This is a genomic window from Pseudomonas sp. GXM4 (assembly GCF_008923895.1).
Classification (GTDB): Bacteria; Pseudomonadota; Gammaproteobacteria; order Pseudomonadales; family Pseudomonadaceae; genus Aquipseudomonas; species Aquipseudomonas atacamensis.
In genome coordinates this window covers 1-17103 of the sequence record NZ_WBRZ01000106.1, presented here as the reverse complement: position 1 = coordinate 17103, position 17103 = coordinate 1, and the positions used below count along the sequence as shown (strand labels likewise).

Annotated in this window: 13 protein-coding genes; all 13 read right to left on the bottom strand. The window is 63.3% G+C overall.

What is annotated here, in order from left to right; all coding sequences use genetic code 11:
* Window positions 1-43: 43 nt before the first annotated feature.
* The 13 genes from madM to F8N49_RS14885 all read right to left on the bottom strand — a co-directional run bounded on the left by madM (window position 44) and on the right by F8N49_RS14885 (window position 16985).
* The gene (gene madM / locus F8N49_RS14945) at window positions 44-808 is read right to left on the bottom strand and encodes a malonate transporter subunit MadM (RefSeq protein WP_024014642.1); all 765 of its coding nucleotides are present in this window, start codon (window positions 806-808) and stop codon (window positions 44-46) included.
* Between the two features lie 5 nt (window positions 809-813).
* Window positions 814-1206 carry a malonate transporter subunit MadL gene (madL, locus tag F8N49_RS14940; RefSeq protein WP_016772756.1) on the bottom strand — a complete coding sequence of 131 codons (393 nt, stop codon included), beginning with the start codon at window positions 1204-1206 and terminating at the stop codon, window positions 814-816.
* A gap of 67 nt (window positions 1207-1273) precedes the next feature.
* Window positions 1274-2194: a malonate decarboxylase subunit epsilon gene (gene mdcH, locus F8N49_RS14935; RefSeq protein ID WP_122748372.1), complete on the bottom strand. Its 921-nt coding sequence runs from the start codon at window positions 2192-2194 to the stop codon at window positions 1274-1276.
* Complete coding sequence (locus F8N49_RS14930; protein WP_122748371.1) at window positions 2191-2811, bottom strand: malonate decarboxylase holo-ACP synthase; 621 nt, start codon at window positions 2809-2811, stop codon at window positions 2191-2193. The genes mdcH and F8N49_RS14930 overlap by 4 nt, the downstream gene beginning before the upstream one ends.
* The gene (gene mdcE, locus F8N49_RS14925) at window positions 2805-3590 is read right to left on the bottom strand and encodes a biotin-independent malonate decarboxylase subunit gamma (protein WP_073471048.1); all 786 of its coding nucleotides are present in this window, start codon (window positions 3588-3590) and stop codon (window positions 2805-2807) included. Before mdcE ends, F8N49_RS14930 begins: the two co-directional genes overlap by 7 nt.
* Window positions 3587-4438 (bottom strand): biotin-independent malonate decarboxylase subunit beta, encoded by an 852-nt coding sequence (locus tag F8N49_RS14920; protein ID WP_110644420.1) that lies wholly within the window; start codon window positions 4436-4438, stop codon window positions 3587-3589. Before F8N49_RS14920 ends, mdcE begins: the two co-directional genes overlap by 4 nt.
* Window positions 4431-4730, bottom strand: a complete 300-nt coding sequence (locus F8N49_RS14915; protein ID WP_073471046.1) for a malonate decarboxylase subunit delta — start codon at window positions 4728-4730, stop codon at window positions 4431-4433. The genes F8N49_RS14920 and F8N49_RS14915 overlap by 8 nt, the downstream gene beginning before the upstream one ends.
* Window positions 4730-5587 (bottom strand): triphosphoribosyl-dephospho-CoA synthase, encoded by an 858-nt coding sequence (locus F8N49_RS14910; protein WP_122748369.1) that lies wholly within the window; start codon window positions 5585-5587, stop codon window positions 4730-4732. Before F8N49_RS14910 ends, F8N49_RS14915 begins: the two co-directional genes overlap by 1 nt.
* Window positions 5587-7257 (bottom strand): malonate decarboxylase subunit alpha, encoded by a 1671-nt coding sequence (gene mdcA / locus F8N49_RS14905; protein WP_122748368.1) that lies wholly within the window; start codon window positions 7255-7257, stop codon window positions 5587-5589. Before mdcA ends, F8N49_RS14910 begins: the two co-directional genes overlap by 1 nt.
* A 397-nt stretch (window positions 7258-7654) precedes the next feature.
* On the bottom strand, window positions 7655-8020 hold the full coding sequence (locus F8N49_RS14900; RefSeq protein WP_122748367.1) for a DUF6124 family protein: 366 nt from the start codon (window positions 8018-8020) through the stop codon (window positions 7655-7657).
* A 532-nt stretch (window positions 8021-8552) separates the two neighbouring features.
* Window positions 8553-9023 carry a chemotaxis protein CheW gene (locus F8N49_RS14895; RefSeq protein WP_151551835.1) on the bottom strand — a complete coding sequence of 157 codons (471 nt, stop codon included), beginning with the start codon at window positions 9021-9023 and terminating at the stop codon, window positions 8553-8555.
* Window positions 9016-14925 (bottom strand): Hpt domain-containing protein, encoded by a 5910-nt coding sequence (locus tag F8N49_RS14890; protein WP_151551834.1) that lies wholly within the window; start codon window positions 14923-14925, stop codon window positions 9016-9018. The genes F8N49_RS14895 and F8N49_RS14890 overlap by 8 nt, the downstream gene beginning before the upstream one ends.
* Window positions 14926-14936: 11 nt before the next feature.
* Window positions 14937-16985, bottom strand: a complete 2049-nt coding sequence (locus F8N49_RS14885) for a methyl-accepting chemotaxis protein (protein WP_016772746.1) — start codon at window positions 16983-16985, stop codon at window positions 14937-14939.
* Window positions 16986-17103 lie beyond the last annotated feature (118 nt).

The window sequence follows — 17103 nt, the reverse complement described above, 5'->3', positions numbered from 1 at the left end:
TGCATTCCCACGCAGAGCGTGGGAACGATCAATGTCAGGTCGGTCAGCCCATCAACCCGCGCATCGCCAGAAACAACAGCGAAGGCCCAAGCAGACACCCGAGCGCGGTGTAGAACGCCGCCGTCAGGCAACCATACGGCACAAGCTTCGGATCGGTGGCCGCCAAGCCGCCGGCAACGCCGCTGGAGGTGCCCATCAAGCCACCGAAAATCACCGCGCTGCGCGGATTGTTCAGGCCGATCATCGGCGCCACGAACGGTGTCATCACCATCACCAGAATCGCCTTGATCAGCCCCGCCGCAATCGACAGCGCCATCACCTCGGAACTGGCGCCGATCGCCGCGCCGGTCACCGGGCCGACGATGTAAGTCACCGCACCGGCGCCAATGGTGGTCAGGCTCACCGCATCGGTGTAGCCGAACGCCATCGCCACGCCGACCCCGGCGACGAACGAGGTGCCAACGCCGACAAACAGCGCCAGCACACCGACGAGTCCGGCGCGTTTGAGCTCATCGACACTCACTCCAAACGCCGTCGCCACAATCGCGAAATCCCGCAGCATCGCACCACCGAGCAGGCCGATGCCGGACAGCAGCGGAATATCCACCACGCCTTTCTGCCCACCGGTGAGTGCGCCGCCGATATACGACAGCACCAGCCCGAGCAGAATCGCAATCGCTGAACCGTGCAAACGGCCCTTGGTGAAGGTGTTGGACATCCAGTAGGACACCCACATGGTCAGGCCGACAATCAAAAAGCCGCTGATCAGACCGTAGCCGGTGATCACTTTCATCATCGATTCGTACATGGCGATCACCCCGCAGTCTTGGCAGGAGCAATCGGCGTCTCTTGCTTGTTGCCCATGCGCGTCAGCACCGGCACCAGAGCAAAGGCGATCACTACGGCGAGGGTGCCGGCAAGAATCGCCATCGGCCCGCCCTTCAGCGCACCGTAGACATTCTGCTGCGCGGCCATGGCGACCACGATGGGAATGTAGATCGCGCTCCAGAACTCGACGCCCTGCTCGGTCTTGCCCTTGAGCCAGCCGCTCTTGTAGAGATAGCTGCCCAGGCCGATCAACAGCAGCATCGCAATACCGACACCGCCGACGTTGGCCGGCACGCCGATCAGCTTGCCGAGCAATTCACCGACCCAGATACCGACCAGCGTGCAAAAGGCGAGAAACGCCACACCGTAAATAATCATTGTTGTAGTCCTCAAAGTGCATCGTCGAATGTTGTTTTTGTTGTTCGAAGCTTGAGTCGCGGCGGTTTTAGAGTTGGCGGCCACCCTCCTCGCGCAACAGCGCTTGCAGGGTATCGAGGCGGGCACTGTCGAAGGCAGTGACGGTGCCCTGCTCGAACACCCGGCGCGCCAGCCCGGTCAGCACCGCACCGGGCGGCAGTTCGATCTGTAGACGCACGCCGCGCTCGTAGGCGCTTTGCACGGTGCCGCGCCAGTCCACCACGCGGCACATGTTGAAAGCGAGGTCATCGCGCAGCGCTTCGACTTTGGCAACAGGCCTTGCGCGACTGCCGCTCAGATAAGCGATTTTCGGGTTCTTCAGTTCAACCTTGGCGAAGGCCTCGGCAAGCGCCTGCGCCGGTTTTTCCAGCAACGGGCAGTGCGACGGCACGCTCACCGCCAGCCGCTTCGCCACTCCGGCGCCGCGACTGCGCGCCAGTTCGGCCACTGCTTGCATGGCCTTGTCGCAGCCGGCGATGACCACTTGGTTATCGGCGTTGATATTGGCCAGATACACCGGCGCATCTTCGCTGTGCACCTGGGCCAGCAGGGTTTCGACTGTGGACAACTGCAAGCCGATGATCGCGGTCATGCCGTAGCCCTGTGGATAAGCCTGTTGCATCAGCTCACCGCGCAGACTGACCAGATGCAGCGCATCGCTGAAACTCAAGGCTCCCGCCACCACTGCCGCCGGGTAGGCGCCGATGGACAGGCCGGCGACGTAATTCGCGCTCAGTTCATCCAGCAATAACTGCCGCGAAGCAGCGACACCGGCGATCAGCAGGCACAACTGAACCGCTCGTGTCGTGCGCAATGCTTCGGCTGAATCCAGCAGCGCAACATCTTCGCCGAGTACATCACTGGCCTCGACCAGCGTTTCCCTTGGCAAACGCTGGAGCATGCCCGCTTGCTGCGCGCCCTGGCCGGGAAACACCAACAGGCTGCTCACGCTGCCTGCTCCTGCGGGTGCCACGGATTCGTCACCAATGCAGCCTGATGCGCATTTTTCAGCAGCACTCGGGCCGAACCGCTGGCCCATTCCCGCAAGGCCACAGCGCCGAATGGGGTCTGCAATTGCATGTCGACCCGGCACACAGCCTGATCGAAAAGCTCCACGAGTTTGCATGCCTGATTGCGCGTGATCATCTGCGGCGCACGCAGAATCAGATCGAGATCACTGCCCGCGTGCATCGCTGCAAAACCACTGGCCAATTCAAACCCGACACTGCCGCTGACACCCCAGACCCAACCGCAGTCATCGAGTATCGGCCGCAGTTGTTGGAGCCCCTGCATCACCGGCAGATCTCGTTCGCATTCAACATGACGAAGGGCCTCGGGACTGACCCGACAGGCAATCGAATCCAGCGGCATAAACGTCGCCAGCCGCTGCTCGCGCAACACACCACGAACGCCGACCGCGACCAGACCTTCCTCGCTCAAGGCCCGGCGCACCACCACCGGTTGCCCAACCGCCAGCGCCGCGATCGCCCACGCCGGCGCATCCGCCGGCAACTGCGCCGGGGTCATGCCCCAGAGCAGATCGTGGGCCAGGGGCAGGTTCACCACTGCGCCCTCAGCAATTCGCGGACTTTGCTGGAGGCGGCACGATTACTCGCACCAAGGCGCCCTTTCAAATCAGTGCTGGTCACATCGCTGATCGCTTGCTTCAGGCACTCAGTCACGCGCGTCAGATCTTCCTCTGTCGGTTGTTCGATCTGCTGCACCGAGAGAGTTTCCCAAAGCAGACCGAGGCTGGCGTAGCTGTCGATGTCATAGGCCATCGGCGGCACGCTGGCGGCCAGCGCCTCCAGTTCCTCGACACTGCGCAAGGTGACCCGCGCCGCCGAAGCCTTGCCCATCGCGTGCACCATCACACCGGGATCACGCAAAGCAATCAGCCGATTGGCCTGATAACCATGCGCCAGAAACGCCCCGGACATTGCTTTGCCCACCAACAACGCAATCACCGGATGCCCGGCCAGACGCGCACGGGCATAACTGTCCGCCGCGCCGGCCAGCGCCTGATGAATGCCGAGGGCTTCTTCGCGGCGGCCATACGCCTGGCTCGGCACGTCGACGATGGCGATGATCGGGCGCTTCTGTGCGTTGTCGCGGTCGGCGCTGATCGCGTCATCCACAGCCTTGGCCAGACCCCAGCCTTCGAGCAGACCGACCTCGCCATTGCGGGCGCGAGGAAAACGATTGTCCGGGTCGGCGACCACGGCGATAAACCTGCCGAGCTCAGCGTCGGCGACTTTCAACGACGGCGGCAAACCTTCGACGACACTGGCGCCAGCGCTGAGCGCATTGAACCAGTGCAAACCGCGCAATGAATAACCGCTCATGAGCGCTCTCCTTGATACAGATCGCGAACCACCGACGGTTCGATTTGCAGGTCAGTGTTCAGCTTGCCGAGGCGTTGCAGGAACCACTCGGCGCGTTGACTGCGCGGCTGTGCCGGCAGGCCTTGCTGGAGCAGTTGGCCGACCTGCTGACGAATCTGCGCCACGTCATCGCCGACATAACGGTCCACCAGTCCGGTGTTGAAACGCTGTTCGCCGCCGGTCAGGCTCCAGATGAAGGGCCGGTCACGGGAGTCGTATTCCTCGATCCCGGCTTCCTGCTCGATCACTTGCGGGCCGTTCAGACCGAGGCGTGCTTCCTGGGTCACCAGCAAATAACTGCACAGCGCAGCAGCAATCGACATGCCGCCGAAGCAACCGACGCTGCCGGCGACCAAGCCGACCACCGGTTGGTACTGCTGCAGGTCGACAATCGCCGCATGGATATCGGCAATCGCCGCCAGCCCGAGATTGGCCTCCTGCAAGCGCACGCCACCGGTTTCCAGCAGCAATACGGCGCGGGTGGGGATGCCGTTGCGGTTGTCTTCGGCGGCCAGTTCCAGCGCACCGGCAATCTTCGCCCCGCCGACTTCACCAAGGCTGCCGCCCTGAAACGCACCTTCAACCGCCGCGATGACCACCGGCAACCCGTCGAGGCTGCCCTTGGCGATGATCACTCCGTCGTCGGCTTGCGGCACCACACCTTGGCGCTCAAGCCATGGCGACATGACCCGTTGAAAGGGATCGAGCAGTTCGCGAAAGGTCCCGGCATCGAGCAAGGCTTGCGCCCGCTGCCGCGCGCCGAGTTCGACGAAGCTGTGTTTGTTCAGCAACGCTGCGCTGTCAGTCATGGCCGATCTCCTCGAAACCCTGTTCCAGACGCAAGCGCACCACCCCCGGCGTCGCGCCGAAATCGTGGATATCGATGGCCATCGCTGGCGGCGTGGTGCCGCCGAACATCCGCGCAAACAGGTGCTGCCAGCGCTGCTGCGCGCCGTTGACCGAGGTCTGCACGTTGATCGTCAGCTTGCCGGCCAGACCCGGTTCGATCAGCACTTCCAGATCCCCCGAGCCGACACAGCCGACCAGCGCACGCCCGCGTGGCGGCTGCCCGGCGGGGAATTCAAACGATAGGTTTTCCATCAAAACGCTCCCTGAGAGATGCCGGCGCGCTCGATACGATCGAGCAGCAGCGTGGCGGCGAGCAGGTCGGCGGCGCCACCGGGCGAGGCATTCAATGCGATGAGTTGTTGATCCAGTTCGTGCAGGCGCCGACGACCGCTGAGGCTGGCGCTGCCACCGGCATCAAGCACCGCTTGCGCGCCGGCCTGCATGGCGTGCAGGCCCGGTTCCCCGGCGCGGTAAAGCACGCAGGTGTCAGCCAGCTCGGTCATGATCGCCAGCAATGCATCGAGCCGGGCGTTCTGTTCGCCGTGGCCGTTGGCGCGACTTTTGTGCAGTTGCGGCAGGCCCCGTTGCAGCACGGACGGAAAGCCCAGTTGCGCTTCCTCGCGAGCACCGCGTGCGCCGTAACGCTGGGCGACTTGTGCGCCGTGGCTGAGCGGTGTCGGTGCGTAGCGGTCGTCGAGCAGTGCCAGGCGGGCGGCGCACAGGGCGATGGATTTCGGTTGCAGCGCGGCGGCCGTCACCAACAGTCCCAACGCCCAGATCGCGCCGCGATGGGTGTTGACGCCATTGGTGGTCACGAGCATCGCTTGTTCGCCCTCGCGGCCGATGCGGCCGATCGCTTCGCGCAACGGCACACCGACTTCACCGATTTCCAGTGCGGCCTCGGCCATTTCCTTGAATGCCGGCCACAATGCCAGCGCCGACGCGTGCATCAGGCCCAGGTGCAGATCGGTGTGTGCGCCATTGCCGCGACGGTCGACCAGCGCCGGTTTCGGCGACAGATCGGCTTCGTCGATCAACGCGTCCACTGCCAGATCGGCCAAGCGGTCAGCCAGGGACAGCGGTTTCGCTTGCAGGTTGAATGCGTGCATTACCAGCTCCTGAATTTGGCGGGCGGGTTGTACAGGCCGCCGGACCACTCGACCAGATCGGCGACGCTTTTCGCCGCGAGCAATTCGCGCGTGGCGTCAGTGCGGCGGATGCCGAGGTCTTCGGGCAGGGCGATCAGGCCCTCGCGGCGCATGCGTTCGGTGTCTTTCGGGTTGTGCCGCAGGCCGATGGCAGTAACCCCGGCGACCGCTGCGATCATCGCCTGGCGTTCTTCCAGCGAGCGCGCCTTGTACAGGTAGGCGATGCCTTCTTCGGTGAGCAGGTGGGTGACGTCGTCGCCGTAGATCATGATCGGCGCCAGCGGCATGCCGCTTTTCTTCGCCACTTCCACGGCGTCGAGGGTTTCGACGAAGGTCGGTTTGCCGCCCTCCTGGAAGGTCTCGACCATTTGCACCACGAGTTTCTTGCCGCGTTCGAGCATCGGTTGCGGCCCGTCGGCGTGGCGCATGTCCAGCCACGCCGGGGTGCCGTGACGGCGGCCGCGCGGATCATGACCCATGTTCGGCGCACCACCGAAACCGGCGAGACGGCCACGGGTCACCGTCGAGGAATGGCCGTCGCCGTCGACTTGCAACGTCGCACCAATAAACAGGTCCACCGCGTATTGCCCGGCGAGTTGGCAGACCATGCGGTTGGAGCGCAGCGAACCGTCGCGGCCGGTGAAGAACACATCCGGCCGAGCGGCGATGTAGTTTTCCATGCCCAGTTCGGTACCGAAGCAATGCACGCTCTCGACCCAGCCGCTTTCAATCGCCGGAATCAGCGTCGGGTGCGGATTGAGCGTCCAGTTGCGGCAGATCTTGCCTTTCAGGCCGAGGGATTCGCCGTAGGTCGGCAGGATCAGTTCGATGGCGGCAGTGTTGAAACCAATGCCGTGGTTGAGCGACTGCACGTTGTGTTTTTCGTAGATCCCGCGAATCGCCATCATCGCCATCAACACGTGCACAGGCTTGATGTGGCGCGGGTCGCGGGTGAACAGCGGTTCGATGTAGAACGGCTTGTCCGCCACCACGACGAAATCGACCCACGACGCGGGAATGTCCACGCGGGGCAGTTCGCTGACGTCATCGACCAACTGGTTGACCTGGACGATGACGATGCCGTCGCTGAACGCCGCTGGTTCGATCAGTGCCGGGGTGTCTTCGGTACTGGGGCCGGTGTAGATGTTGCCAGCGCGGTCGGCCATAAAGCCGGCCGAGAGCACGACGTTGGGGATCAGGTCCACGACGAGGCGGGCGTAGAGTTCGATGTACGTGTGAATGGCGCCGACTTCGAGCAAGCCATCTTCGAGCAACTGGCTGATGCGCAGGCTCTGGGTGCCGGCGAAGGAGAAATCGAGCTTGCGGGCGATGCCGCGTTCGAACAGATCAAGGTGTTCGGAGCGGCCAACGCTGGGCATGATCATGTGCAGGTCGTGGAGCTTTTCCGGGCCTGCTTTGGCCAGCGAACGGGAGAGGAAATCCGCCTGCTTCTGGTTGTTGCCCTCGAGTACCACACGGTCGCCGGGATGAATCAGCGCTTCGAGCGCGGCGACGATCTTGTCGGTGGGCAACACCACACCGTCGGCCAGCCCGCGCACCTTGTCGAGGCGGCGCTGCTTCTCATCGCGCCGCCGCGTCCAGCGCGAGTCGGGGGAAATTGTTGTTGTCATGCTCACTCCACGGGTTCGCTGTCGTGGAGCCAAGTTAGGCGTGTGTGGTGAGGGCATCAATCAAGCTGGGTGGTGAATCATTACGCTGAGAGTAACGTTCAAAAGCTACCCTCACCCTAGCCCTCTCCCGGAGGGAGAGGGAACCGATTGGGGGATGCTTGGGAATGACGCCGACCTGAACCAGCCGTGGTGAATCCAGAAATGAAAAATCAACAGCCCCTCACCCTGGCCCTCTCCCGGAGGGAGAGGGGACTGATTGGGGGATGCTTGGGAATGACTCTGACCTGAACCCGTTGTAGTGAATCCATAATCGACTCGGTCATTCAGGTCGATGTAGGACGCGAGACACCTCGGTCGGCTCCCTCTCCCTCTGGGAGAGGGCTGGGGTGAGGGGCTTTCAGTCGGTTGGCACCATTTTGTCCAGCACGCGGTTCACAGCCATCTCCGCCACCATGACAATCTGCGCGATGCCCTGCAGGGTCTTGCGCTGTGAGCCGTCCACCGAGGCGGCGTGGTTGTGCAACATGACTGTCGCCGAACCAAGGGTTTCACAGGCGTCGGCCAGCAAGGACTCGGTGTCGGCTTCGGGATTGGCCATGTACAGCGTATTGGGGATGTACGGCGGGGCCATGAAGTCAGCGGCGGGCGGGCCGAGGTAATGGTCGAGGGCACGCTCGGCGGCTTCGTGGAATTTCTTTGAGTCGGGGGATTCGTAGGGGGATGCCGGGTCTTTGGTCGGCGGGTTTGGCGTTACTTTGAACATGAGCTGTGTTCCCGTTGTTGAGCGCCAACCCCTTGGCTACTAAACGAAAGGGAGGCGACTGTACGCAGGTTAGTAGACCGGGGAACTCAGCTTAAGCCGGCGCGCCGAAGCGCCCTACGTACAGCCACCATCAAGCTCAGATGCGGAACACCTGTGATGAATGCACGACCAGCTGAATTACCGCGGGCTACTAAACCCGATCACTGGGAATCAGTGACCCGATTCAAGTTACGCAGCATGCCCTGGGCGCACAAGCCGGCGGATTCTGGCGCAGGCGTAGGCAGCGGCGCAAGGATTTGTAGGCTGGTGCGGCGTAACACCGGGTGTCTTTAAACAGCTGCAGCAGGCAGTGTTTAAGACATGGCAGAAATCTGGGATGCGCCTGTAGGAATGTGGTGATGCAGTTGGCCCCATCGCTGGCAAGCCAGCTCCCACAGTGTCCGAGTTGTATTGGAATTTTGTGTACCACACAAAACCCTGTGGGAGCTGGCTTGCCAGCGATGAGGCCAGTCGGTACACCAGAACATTCGGATCAGCCTACTAGGCCAGCCTCCACCAACAACTTCTCCAGCCCCAACAAATCCGGCACCTTCGCCACCTGCTCGCCGACCTGCACCGCCGCCTGTTCCAGCGCACACAACGGCACATCCACGTAACTCAACTGACTGTCGAGCTTGTACGACCGAGGAATCCCCTGCACCAACAGGGCGATGAATCTCAGCTCGGGCAAGCCGCCCAGCGCATTCAGAATCACGATCCGCGCCCGTTCGCCGATGACGATTTTCTGCCCGCAGGCCGATTCGAAACTGATCAGCGGAATCTGCCGCTCGCGCCACGTTACCCGGCCCAAGTACCACGGCGGCGTGTCGAGGTCGAAGGCGCTGGCCTGGTAGTCGATCAGCTCGGCGATGGCGACATTGGGCAGGATCAGGTTGCGATCGGCCAGCGGCAGCAGCAGCCCGGTGAGCTGGCTGGTGCGCGGGTTATGCCGGTGCTCATGCATGTTTCTTGCTCCACTGGGCGATGCTCTCCAGCAACACCGATTCCTGATACGGCTTGCCGAGGTAGTCGTTGACGCCGATGGCCATGGCGCGGTCGCGGTGTTTCTGCCCGGTGCGCGAGGTGATCATGATGATCGGCAAGTGGCGCAGGCGTTCGTCGGCGCGCACCTGGGTGGCGACTTCGAAGCCGTCCATGCGCGGCATTTCGATGTCGAGCAGCATCAGGTCGGGCATGTGCTCTTCGAGCAGCAGCATCGCATCGACACCGTCCTTGGCGGTCAGCACGTTCATGCCGTGACGTTCGAGCAAACGGCTGGTGACTTTGCGCACCGTCACCGAGTCATCGACGACCATGATCAGCAGCGGCTTGTGCGGTTCGCTGTCGATCTCCGTGGCCTTCGGTTCCTGCGCCAGGCGCGCCTGCATCGCCCGGATCGGTGCGAGCAGATCCAGAATCAGCACCACCCGGCCGTCGCCGAGAATCGTCGCCCCCGACACGCCCTGCACCGCCGCGAACTGCGGGCCGAGGCTCTTGACCACGATCTCGCGGGTGCCGGCCATGGCGTCGACCAGCACCGCAATGTGGCGGTCGTTGCAATGCACCAGCAGCACGGGCAACGGCAGGTTCTGCCCGAGCAGTTTTGGCCGTGGCGCAGTCTTCAACAGCTCGCCGATATAACACAGCTCATAACGCTGGCCGGCGTATTGATAACTCGGCGGATCCTGACGGAAGTGCCCTTCCAGATCATTCGGCAACACGCGCACGATGCCTTCGATGGTGTTCAGCGGGATCGCGTACTGATCCTCAGCGCACTGCACCATCAGCGCGCGGTTGACCGACACGGTGAACGGCAGGCGAATGCGGAAATGCACGCCCTGCCCCGGCACCGAATCGATGCTCATGCTGCCGCCGAGTTGGCGCACTTCTTCGTGGACCACGTCCATGCCGACGCCACGCCCGGAAATCTGGGTGATCTTTTCCGCCGTGGAGAAACCCGGCTGGAGAATGAACTGCAACACATCGCGGTCGCTGATCTCGGCGTCGGGCGCCAGCAGACCGCGCTTGATCGCCTTGCGCCGCACGGCTTCCAGCGGCACACCGGCGCCGTCGTCGCGGATGTCGAAAACCATGTCGCCGCCCTCGCGCGACAGATCGAGGGTGATCTGCCCTTGCGCCGGTTTACCCGCCGCCAGCCGCACCTCGGTGGATTCCAGGCCATGGTCGACGGCATTGCGCAGCATGTGTTCCAGCGGCGCGGCCATGCGCTCCAGCACGTTGCGATCCATCTCGCCATCAGCGTTGCCGACGACGAATGCGACATCCTTGCCCAGCTCTTCGGCGACCTGACGCACGATGCGTTTCAGACGCGGCACCATGCGTTCGAACGGCACCATGCGCGTGCGCATCAGGCCTTCCTGCAATTCGGTGTTGATCCGCCCCTGTTGTTGCAACAGGTTCTCCGCGTCGTGGTTGCGGCGGTCGAGGGTTTCCTTGAGGTCGAGCAGGTCCGAGGCGGATTCGAACAGCGCCCGCGACAATTGCTGCAACTGCGAATGGCGGTCCATTTCCAGCGGATCGAAATCTTCGTAACCGAGGCGTTCGCCATCGACTTGCTGGCGGCTGAGAATGCGCCCCTGGGTTTCGGTGTCGAGGCGGCGCAACTGATCGCGCATGCGCTCGATGGTGGTTTCCATCTCGTTGAGGGCAATCTGCGCATCGTTGACTTGCTGCTCGATCCGCCCACGAAAGATCGAGGTTTCCCCGGCCAGGTTGACCAGTTCATCAAGCAGCTCGGACGAGACCTTGACCATGTCTGCGCCAGCATCGGCGGCGGGTGGCGCTGCCTCAGGCTTGATCACCGGTGCTGGCGCCAGCGGCGCTTCAACCTGCGCCGGATGGCTGAAATTCTGGATGGCGCTGATCAGCCGATCGGCCGGTGGGCACGGCTGCCCGGCGCGCACACCATCGAGCATTTGCGCCAGTCGGTCATGGCCGCGCTGCACCAGCGCGAACAGTTCGGCGGATGGTTGTAGCGCACCGGTGGAAAGACTTTCGTAGAGAAATTCCAGCTCATGGGCGAGGTCGCCGATCGGGCCGATTTCGACCATGCGCGCGCCGCCCTTGAGGGTGTGCAGATCGCGCAGCAGGGTTTCGATTTCCTGACGGTTGCCCGGCTCGGCCTGCCAGCGCAACAGCGCGGCGCCGGAGCTTTCGATGATGTCGAAACCTTCTTCGAGGAAGATTTCCAACAGTTCCGGATCATGCCCGGCGTTGTCGTGTTCGACCGCTGCGGGGGCAGATTCGCTGGCGGCCTGGCCCTGACGCAACTGACGGATCGCGTCGATCAGATCCTGTGCCGGAGTCAGCGCTTGATGCGCTTGCAGTTGCTCCAGCATCAGTGCCAAACGCTCATGACTGTGCTGCAACAAACCTTCGAGCGCGGTGCTGTGGTTGTAGCGTCGATCGACCAGCCCTTCGTAGAGATTTTCCAGTTCCTGGGCGAGATCGCCGACGGCCTCGACCTCGGCCATGCGCGCGCCGCCCTTCAGCGTGTGCAAGTCGCGCTGCAATGACGACAGCGGCGCGGCGTTGTCCGGGTCCTTGAGCCAGCGCTGCAAGGCTTGCCCGGCGCTGTCGAGAATGTCCACTGCCTCTTCGAGGAAGATTTCGACGATCTCGTCGTCAGGCTCGAGGGCGGCAACCGATTGCTGCAATTGGGCGGTGGCGCTGCCCAGTTCGCGAATGTCCAGGGTGCGGCTGCCATCGCTGCGGATCAGGCCCATCGCCGCTGGGTCGAGGCCTTCGTCGAGCAAATCCTGCAAGGCGCAAATCCGCTCCGGCTGCGGGGTGATCTCCTGGCCGGCGGCGAGTTCGTCGAGCATGTTGATCAGCGCTTCGTGGGCCAGTTGCGCTTCGTGGAAAAACCGCTCGCTGACCGCCAGGCTGCTTTCTTCCACCGCGCCATACAGGTCGAGCAAGGCTTCGCACAAGCCATCGACCGCCTGCAGATCGGCCAGATGCGCACCTTCGCCCAGAGTGGTCAGCTCATCGAGCAAGGCGCTGAGTTCCTGGCGTTCGCCGGGGTGCTGCTGCCAGCGCTGCAAGAGGTTTTCGGCGTCGAGGAGGATGTCCATGCCCTGGGCGAGGAAGTTGTTGATCAGTTGCGGATCGCGCTTGAGGCGCAGGCCGCTGTCAGCGCCATCGGAGCTGGCTTGCAGGCGCTCGGCGAGCAGCGCCTCGGTGCGTTTGATCAGCGACTGCGCACCGACAATCGGCGCCAGCGGATCGTGTTTGAGCTGGCGCAGGCCGACGCGGAACAGGCCCTCGGCTTCGAGCAGCAATTCAACCTCGTCCAGATCCAGCGGCAACTGATGCGCCTTGAACTCGCGGGCCAGTTGATCCAGCGAAGCCGCCAGTTCGGCCATCGGCAATACGCCGGCCATCGAGGCACTGCCCTTGAGCGTGTGCAGCGCCCGTTGCAGTTCGTCGCTGGCCGGCAACGGCACCTGTTCGGCGGCCTGATCGAGAAAACGGTTGAGGCTGGCGAGGTGGGTTTCAGCTTCTTTGCGGAAGATTTCCAGCAGCAGCGGATCGAGCGCGGCGACGTCGTCGGTGTCTTCGGCAGCCAGCGGCTCATCGCCTTTGGCCAACGCGTGGGCGCGGGCGGCGAGTTGGTCGACATCGTTGCGCTGGCGCTGACGCTGGGTGGCGAATTCGTTGATCAGCTCGGGCAGCAGCAACACGGTGTCGCCGAGCAATTGGCGCAGCACCGCGCCGGGCTCGACGCTTTGTTCGAGCACGCGGTTGAGCAGGTTTTCCACGGCCCAGGCCAGTTCGCCAAGGACCAACGCGCGGACCATGCGCCCACTGCCCTTCAAGGTGTGAAAGGCCCGGCGCAGTTCGGTCAGCGCGGCGCGGTCCTGGGGATTGGCGGTCCAGCGCGGCAGGTATTCGTGGAGGACCGCGAGGACTTCGTCGGTCTCTTCGAGGAACACTTCGCGCAGTTCATCGTCGACCGGTTCTTCATCGGCCGGCGGCGGCATCAGGCTGTCGGGGCTGTTGCGCGCCGGCGGGTTGAGCGCCGACAGCGGGCTGGCCAGCACTTCGGCCAGCGACTGCACGACGTCAGGGTCGTCGAGGGTTTGCAGATCCTGCATGAGCTGCGCTTCGCTGGGGCTGAGCACCTCATCGAGCACCGGCACCTGCGCTTCGCCGGGCTGCTCGTTGGCGAAGAAGCCGAGACTGGCGAGGCTGTTTTGCGCGACATCGAGCAGATGTTCGGCGGGCGCCTGCGGGTCATCGCTCAGGCGTTCGAGGTAATACTCCAGGCTGCTGATCACATCGGCCAGATGATCGAGTTGTTCCCAGCCCGGTTCGTGGGCATCGAGCATCAAATGCTCGCGAATGAAACCGTTGCAGGCCTCGACCAGACTCGCTGCTCGGGCCAGCGGAATCATCGCCAGCGCGCCGCGCACCTGTGTCAGCAGTTCGGGTAGCGATTGCAGATGCTGGCGGTCCCAATCGGCGTCGATGTAATCGACGATCATGTCCTTGGCCTGTTGCAGGCAGATGCGCGCTTCCTTGATCACGATCTGATGGATCTGCGTGAGGTCGGTGGTCGGCAGGCGCGCGTCTTCGGCGCTTTGCGTCTCCACCGTGCCGACCATGCCGGCCAGCGTCGCTTCGACGTAGAGCAAGGCCCCGGCGACGTCCATGAGAATCGCGTCGTTCGGTTCGCGCTGGCCCTGAGCGAGGCTGAGCACCACCGCCAGTTGGTCGATGATGACCTTGCGCGGCTGGCCGAAACCCAGCACCGCGAGGGTGTCGGCGATCTGTCGCAGCGGCGCGAGCAGGCTGTCCAGATCCGAAGCGTGCTGGCGGTCACTGCGCACGAACAGATCGAGGCGCTCCTTGACCCGCACCAGCTCTTCGCACAGCGCCGCCAGCACCGAGCGCATGGCATCGCGGTCGGGGCCGGCGAGGCGCGCGCGTTCTTCATCGACCATCGCGCTGTCGGGCAACGCGTCGTCCAGGGAGTAGTGATCTTTCATGCTCAGCATCTGCCCGGTGGGATGTTCGGCTTTGGCAATATAGAACAACAGGCTTTTCAGCAGCTCGGCCGGAGCCGGCTGGTTGAGCCCGACGATGCCCTGCTCGAGCAGGCGCTTGAGCTCTTGGTCGGCGTCCTTGAACAGGCTGCGCAGCGCCGGACTGTTGGCGATGACGCCCTCGCGCATGCCCTCGACCAACGCCGAGGCGACCTGCCACAACGGGCTCAACGGCGCATCGCCGCTCAGTGCTTCGAGACGGCTGAAGACTTTGGCCAGATAGCCAAGGTGCGTCTGGTCGTCCTGTTCGCGCAGCAGACCGACCAGAGCCATTTGCAGCATCTGCCGCAGTTTGCGCAGCACGTTCGGCAGATCGGGCGGTTCCAGCGCGGCGAGTGCCGCGTCGCCGAGCGGCGCCAGCTCGGGCAGTGGCGGGCTGAACAGGCTGGTTTCCGCCAGCAGGCTTTCACCGCGAGCGCTACGCAGATCGTTGATCAGCGGCAACACCACCAGCGGCAGGTCGCGGCGGGCGCTCTGCACGCGGTCAAGGTAAAGCGGCAGTTGCCCCAGGGCTTGCAGCAGCAGGTGCAAGGCCTCGTCGCGGTGTGGCACGCGTTGATGTTGCAGGGCTTCGACCAGATGCTCCATTTCTTCGGCGAGCAACGCTGCGCCGTAGAACTCGACCATTTGCAGACTGCCGTGGACCTGATGAATGTACGCCAGGCACTCGTCCAGCCCGGGGAAGGCCTGCGGATCGTCGAGCACGGCCTCGATCGCCTGATGCGCCAGCTTCAGCGTTTCGGCAATTTCGCCCTTGACCCATTCCAGGGCCACGTAGTCGTGCCGATCACCCATAACCACTCCACTCACGCTTTATCTGTCGCCGCCGGCAAGGTGAAACCGGACACCGAACGGCGCAACTGACTGGCCATTTTCGCCAGGTTGCCGATGCTCTCGGCGGTGGCCGTGGACCCCGACGAAGTCTGCGAGGTGATCTGCTGGATCACGTTCATCGTCAGCGAGATCTGCCCGGCCGAAGACGTCTGCTGTTGCGCCGCGTTGGAAATGCTCTGGATCAGCGCCGCGAGGGTCTTGGACACGCCTTCGATTTCTTCCAGGGCCACACCGGCATCCTGCGCCAGTCGCGCGCCGCGCACCACTTCGGTGGTGGTCTGCTCCATGGAAATCACCGCTTCGTTGGTGTCGGCCTGAATCGCCCGCACCAGGGTTTCGATCTGCCGGGTCGCGGCGGACGAACGCTCAGCCAGGCGCTGCACTTCGTCGGCGACCACGGCAAACCCGCGCCCGGCGTCGCCGGCCATCGATGCCTGGATCGCCGCGTTGAGGGCGAGGATGTTGGTCTGGTCGGCGATGTCATCGATCAGGCTGACGATGTCGCCGATTTCCTGAGAGGACTCGCCGAGGCGCTTGATGCGCTTGGCCGTGTCCTGAATCTGTTCGCGAATGTTGTCCATGCCGTGGATGGTGTTGTGCACCACTTCGTTACCCTTGTTGGCGATTTCCACGGAACGCTCGGCCACCGCCGACGATTCGGCAGCGTTGGCCGAGACCTGATCGATGGACTCGGCCATGTCGCTGATCGCCGTCGAAGCTTCGGAAATCTGCTGGGCCTGTTGCTCCGAGGCTTGGGCCAGATGCATGGCGGTGGCCTGGGTTTCCTGCACGGCGGCGGCAACCTGGCCGGCGGTGAGGTTGATGGTGGCGACCAGATCGCGCAATTGGTCGACGGAATAGTTGATCGAGTCGGCGATGGTGCCGGTGAAGTCCTCGGTCACCGAAGCGGTCACGGTGAGGTCGCCATCGGCGAGGTCTTCGATTTCGTCGAGCAGGCGCATGATCGCGTTCTGGTTGCGCTCGTTCTTCTCGGCGGTTTCACGCAATTGCCGATTGGTTTCGCGCACCATGACCAGACCGATGAGGATGATCGAGGCCAGCGCCAGCAAGCCCAGCACATAGCCGCCAATGGTGTCGGTGTTGCGCCCGCCGGCCAGATGCTCGAATCCGGTGGCCAAGTGCGAGGCTTCGTCGAGCAGGGTTTGCGACAGGGTGAAGATGTTGCTCGCCGATTCGCGGACCTTGAACAGCTCTGGCGAGGTTTCGAGGATTTCGTCCACCGAGCCGGAAACGAACTGGAACAGCTCGGAGATTTCGCTCAAGCGCGCACGGGCGTCGCGGTCTTCGACCTGGCTGATTTTCAGCGCCGGGTTGCCCTGCAACATGCCGTTGAGCACCAGACCGAAACGCGCGGCATCACGACCAAACGCGTCGGCGGCCTGTTGCGAGTTTTCGTCACCGGCGAGCACGGTGTTGACTGCGCCAAGAATGCGTTCAGCCAGTAGCGATTGCCGTTGCGCCATTGCCACCTGCGCCGCCGGAGCGCCGCGCTGGAGGAGGATTTCCACGACTTTTTCGTATTCGATCTGCAACTGCGGCACGGTTTCGGCCAGCGTAGCGGCGACTTGATGCAGCGACAGCACGGTCTGTTCGCTGGTGAGGATCGCATCGGTGTTTTTCAGCAGGCGCTCCCAGTCCATCTGCACCGCGCGCATTTCCGGGCGCACGGCGACGGGTGCCGGGGGCAGGCCGGTGTTCGGGTCACCCTTTTTCAGGTAACCCCAGCGCTGGGCAAAATCGTTGCGCGCATCACTGAGCAGTTTGAAGGCGGCCGCCTTGCCCGCCGCCGCTTCGGTGGCGTTCTTGGCGATGCGTTGCGAGAGCACGCGCAGTTCGCCGGCATGGCCGATGTACTGCTTGTCGTAGTTCGCCTGGGTGTTGAGGTACGCGAAGTTGGCGAACAGCAGCATGATGAACACGATCAGTGCGATAAACAGCACGATGATCTGCGCACGACTGCGCGATGCTTCTGCCGACTTGCCTGTTTTTGCTTTTGTCATCGGTCCTCGCCTATGAAACCTGCCATGGCCCTTGTGGGAGCGAGCCTTGTGGCGAGAGGATTTATCCCCGTTCGGCTGCGAAGCAGTCGCAAAAATATCGCATGCACTGACGGTGTCA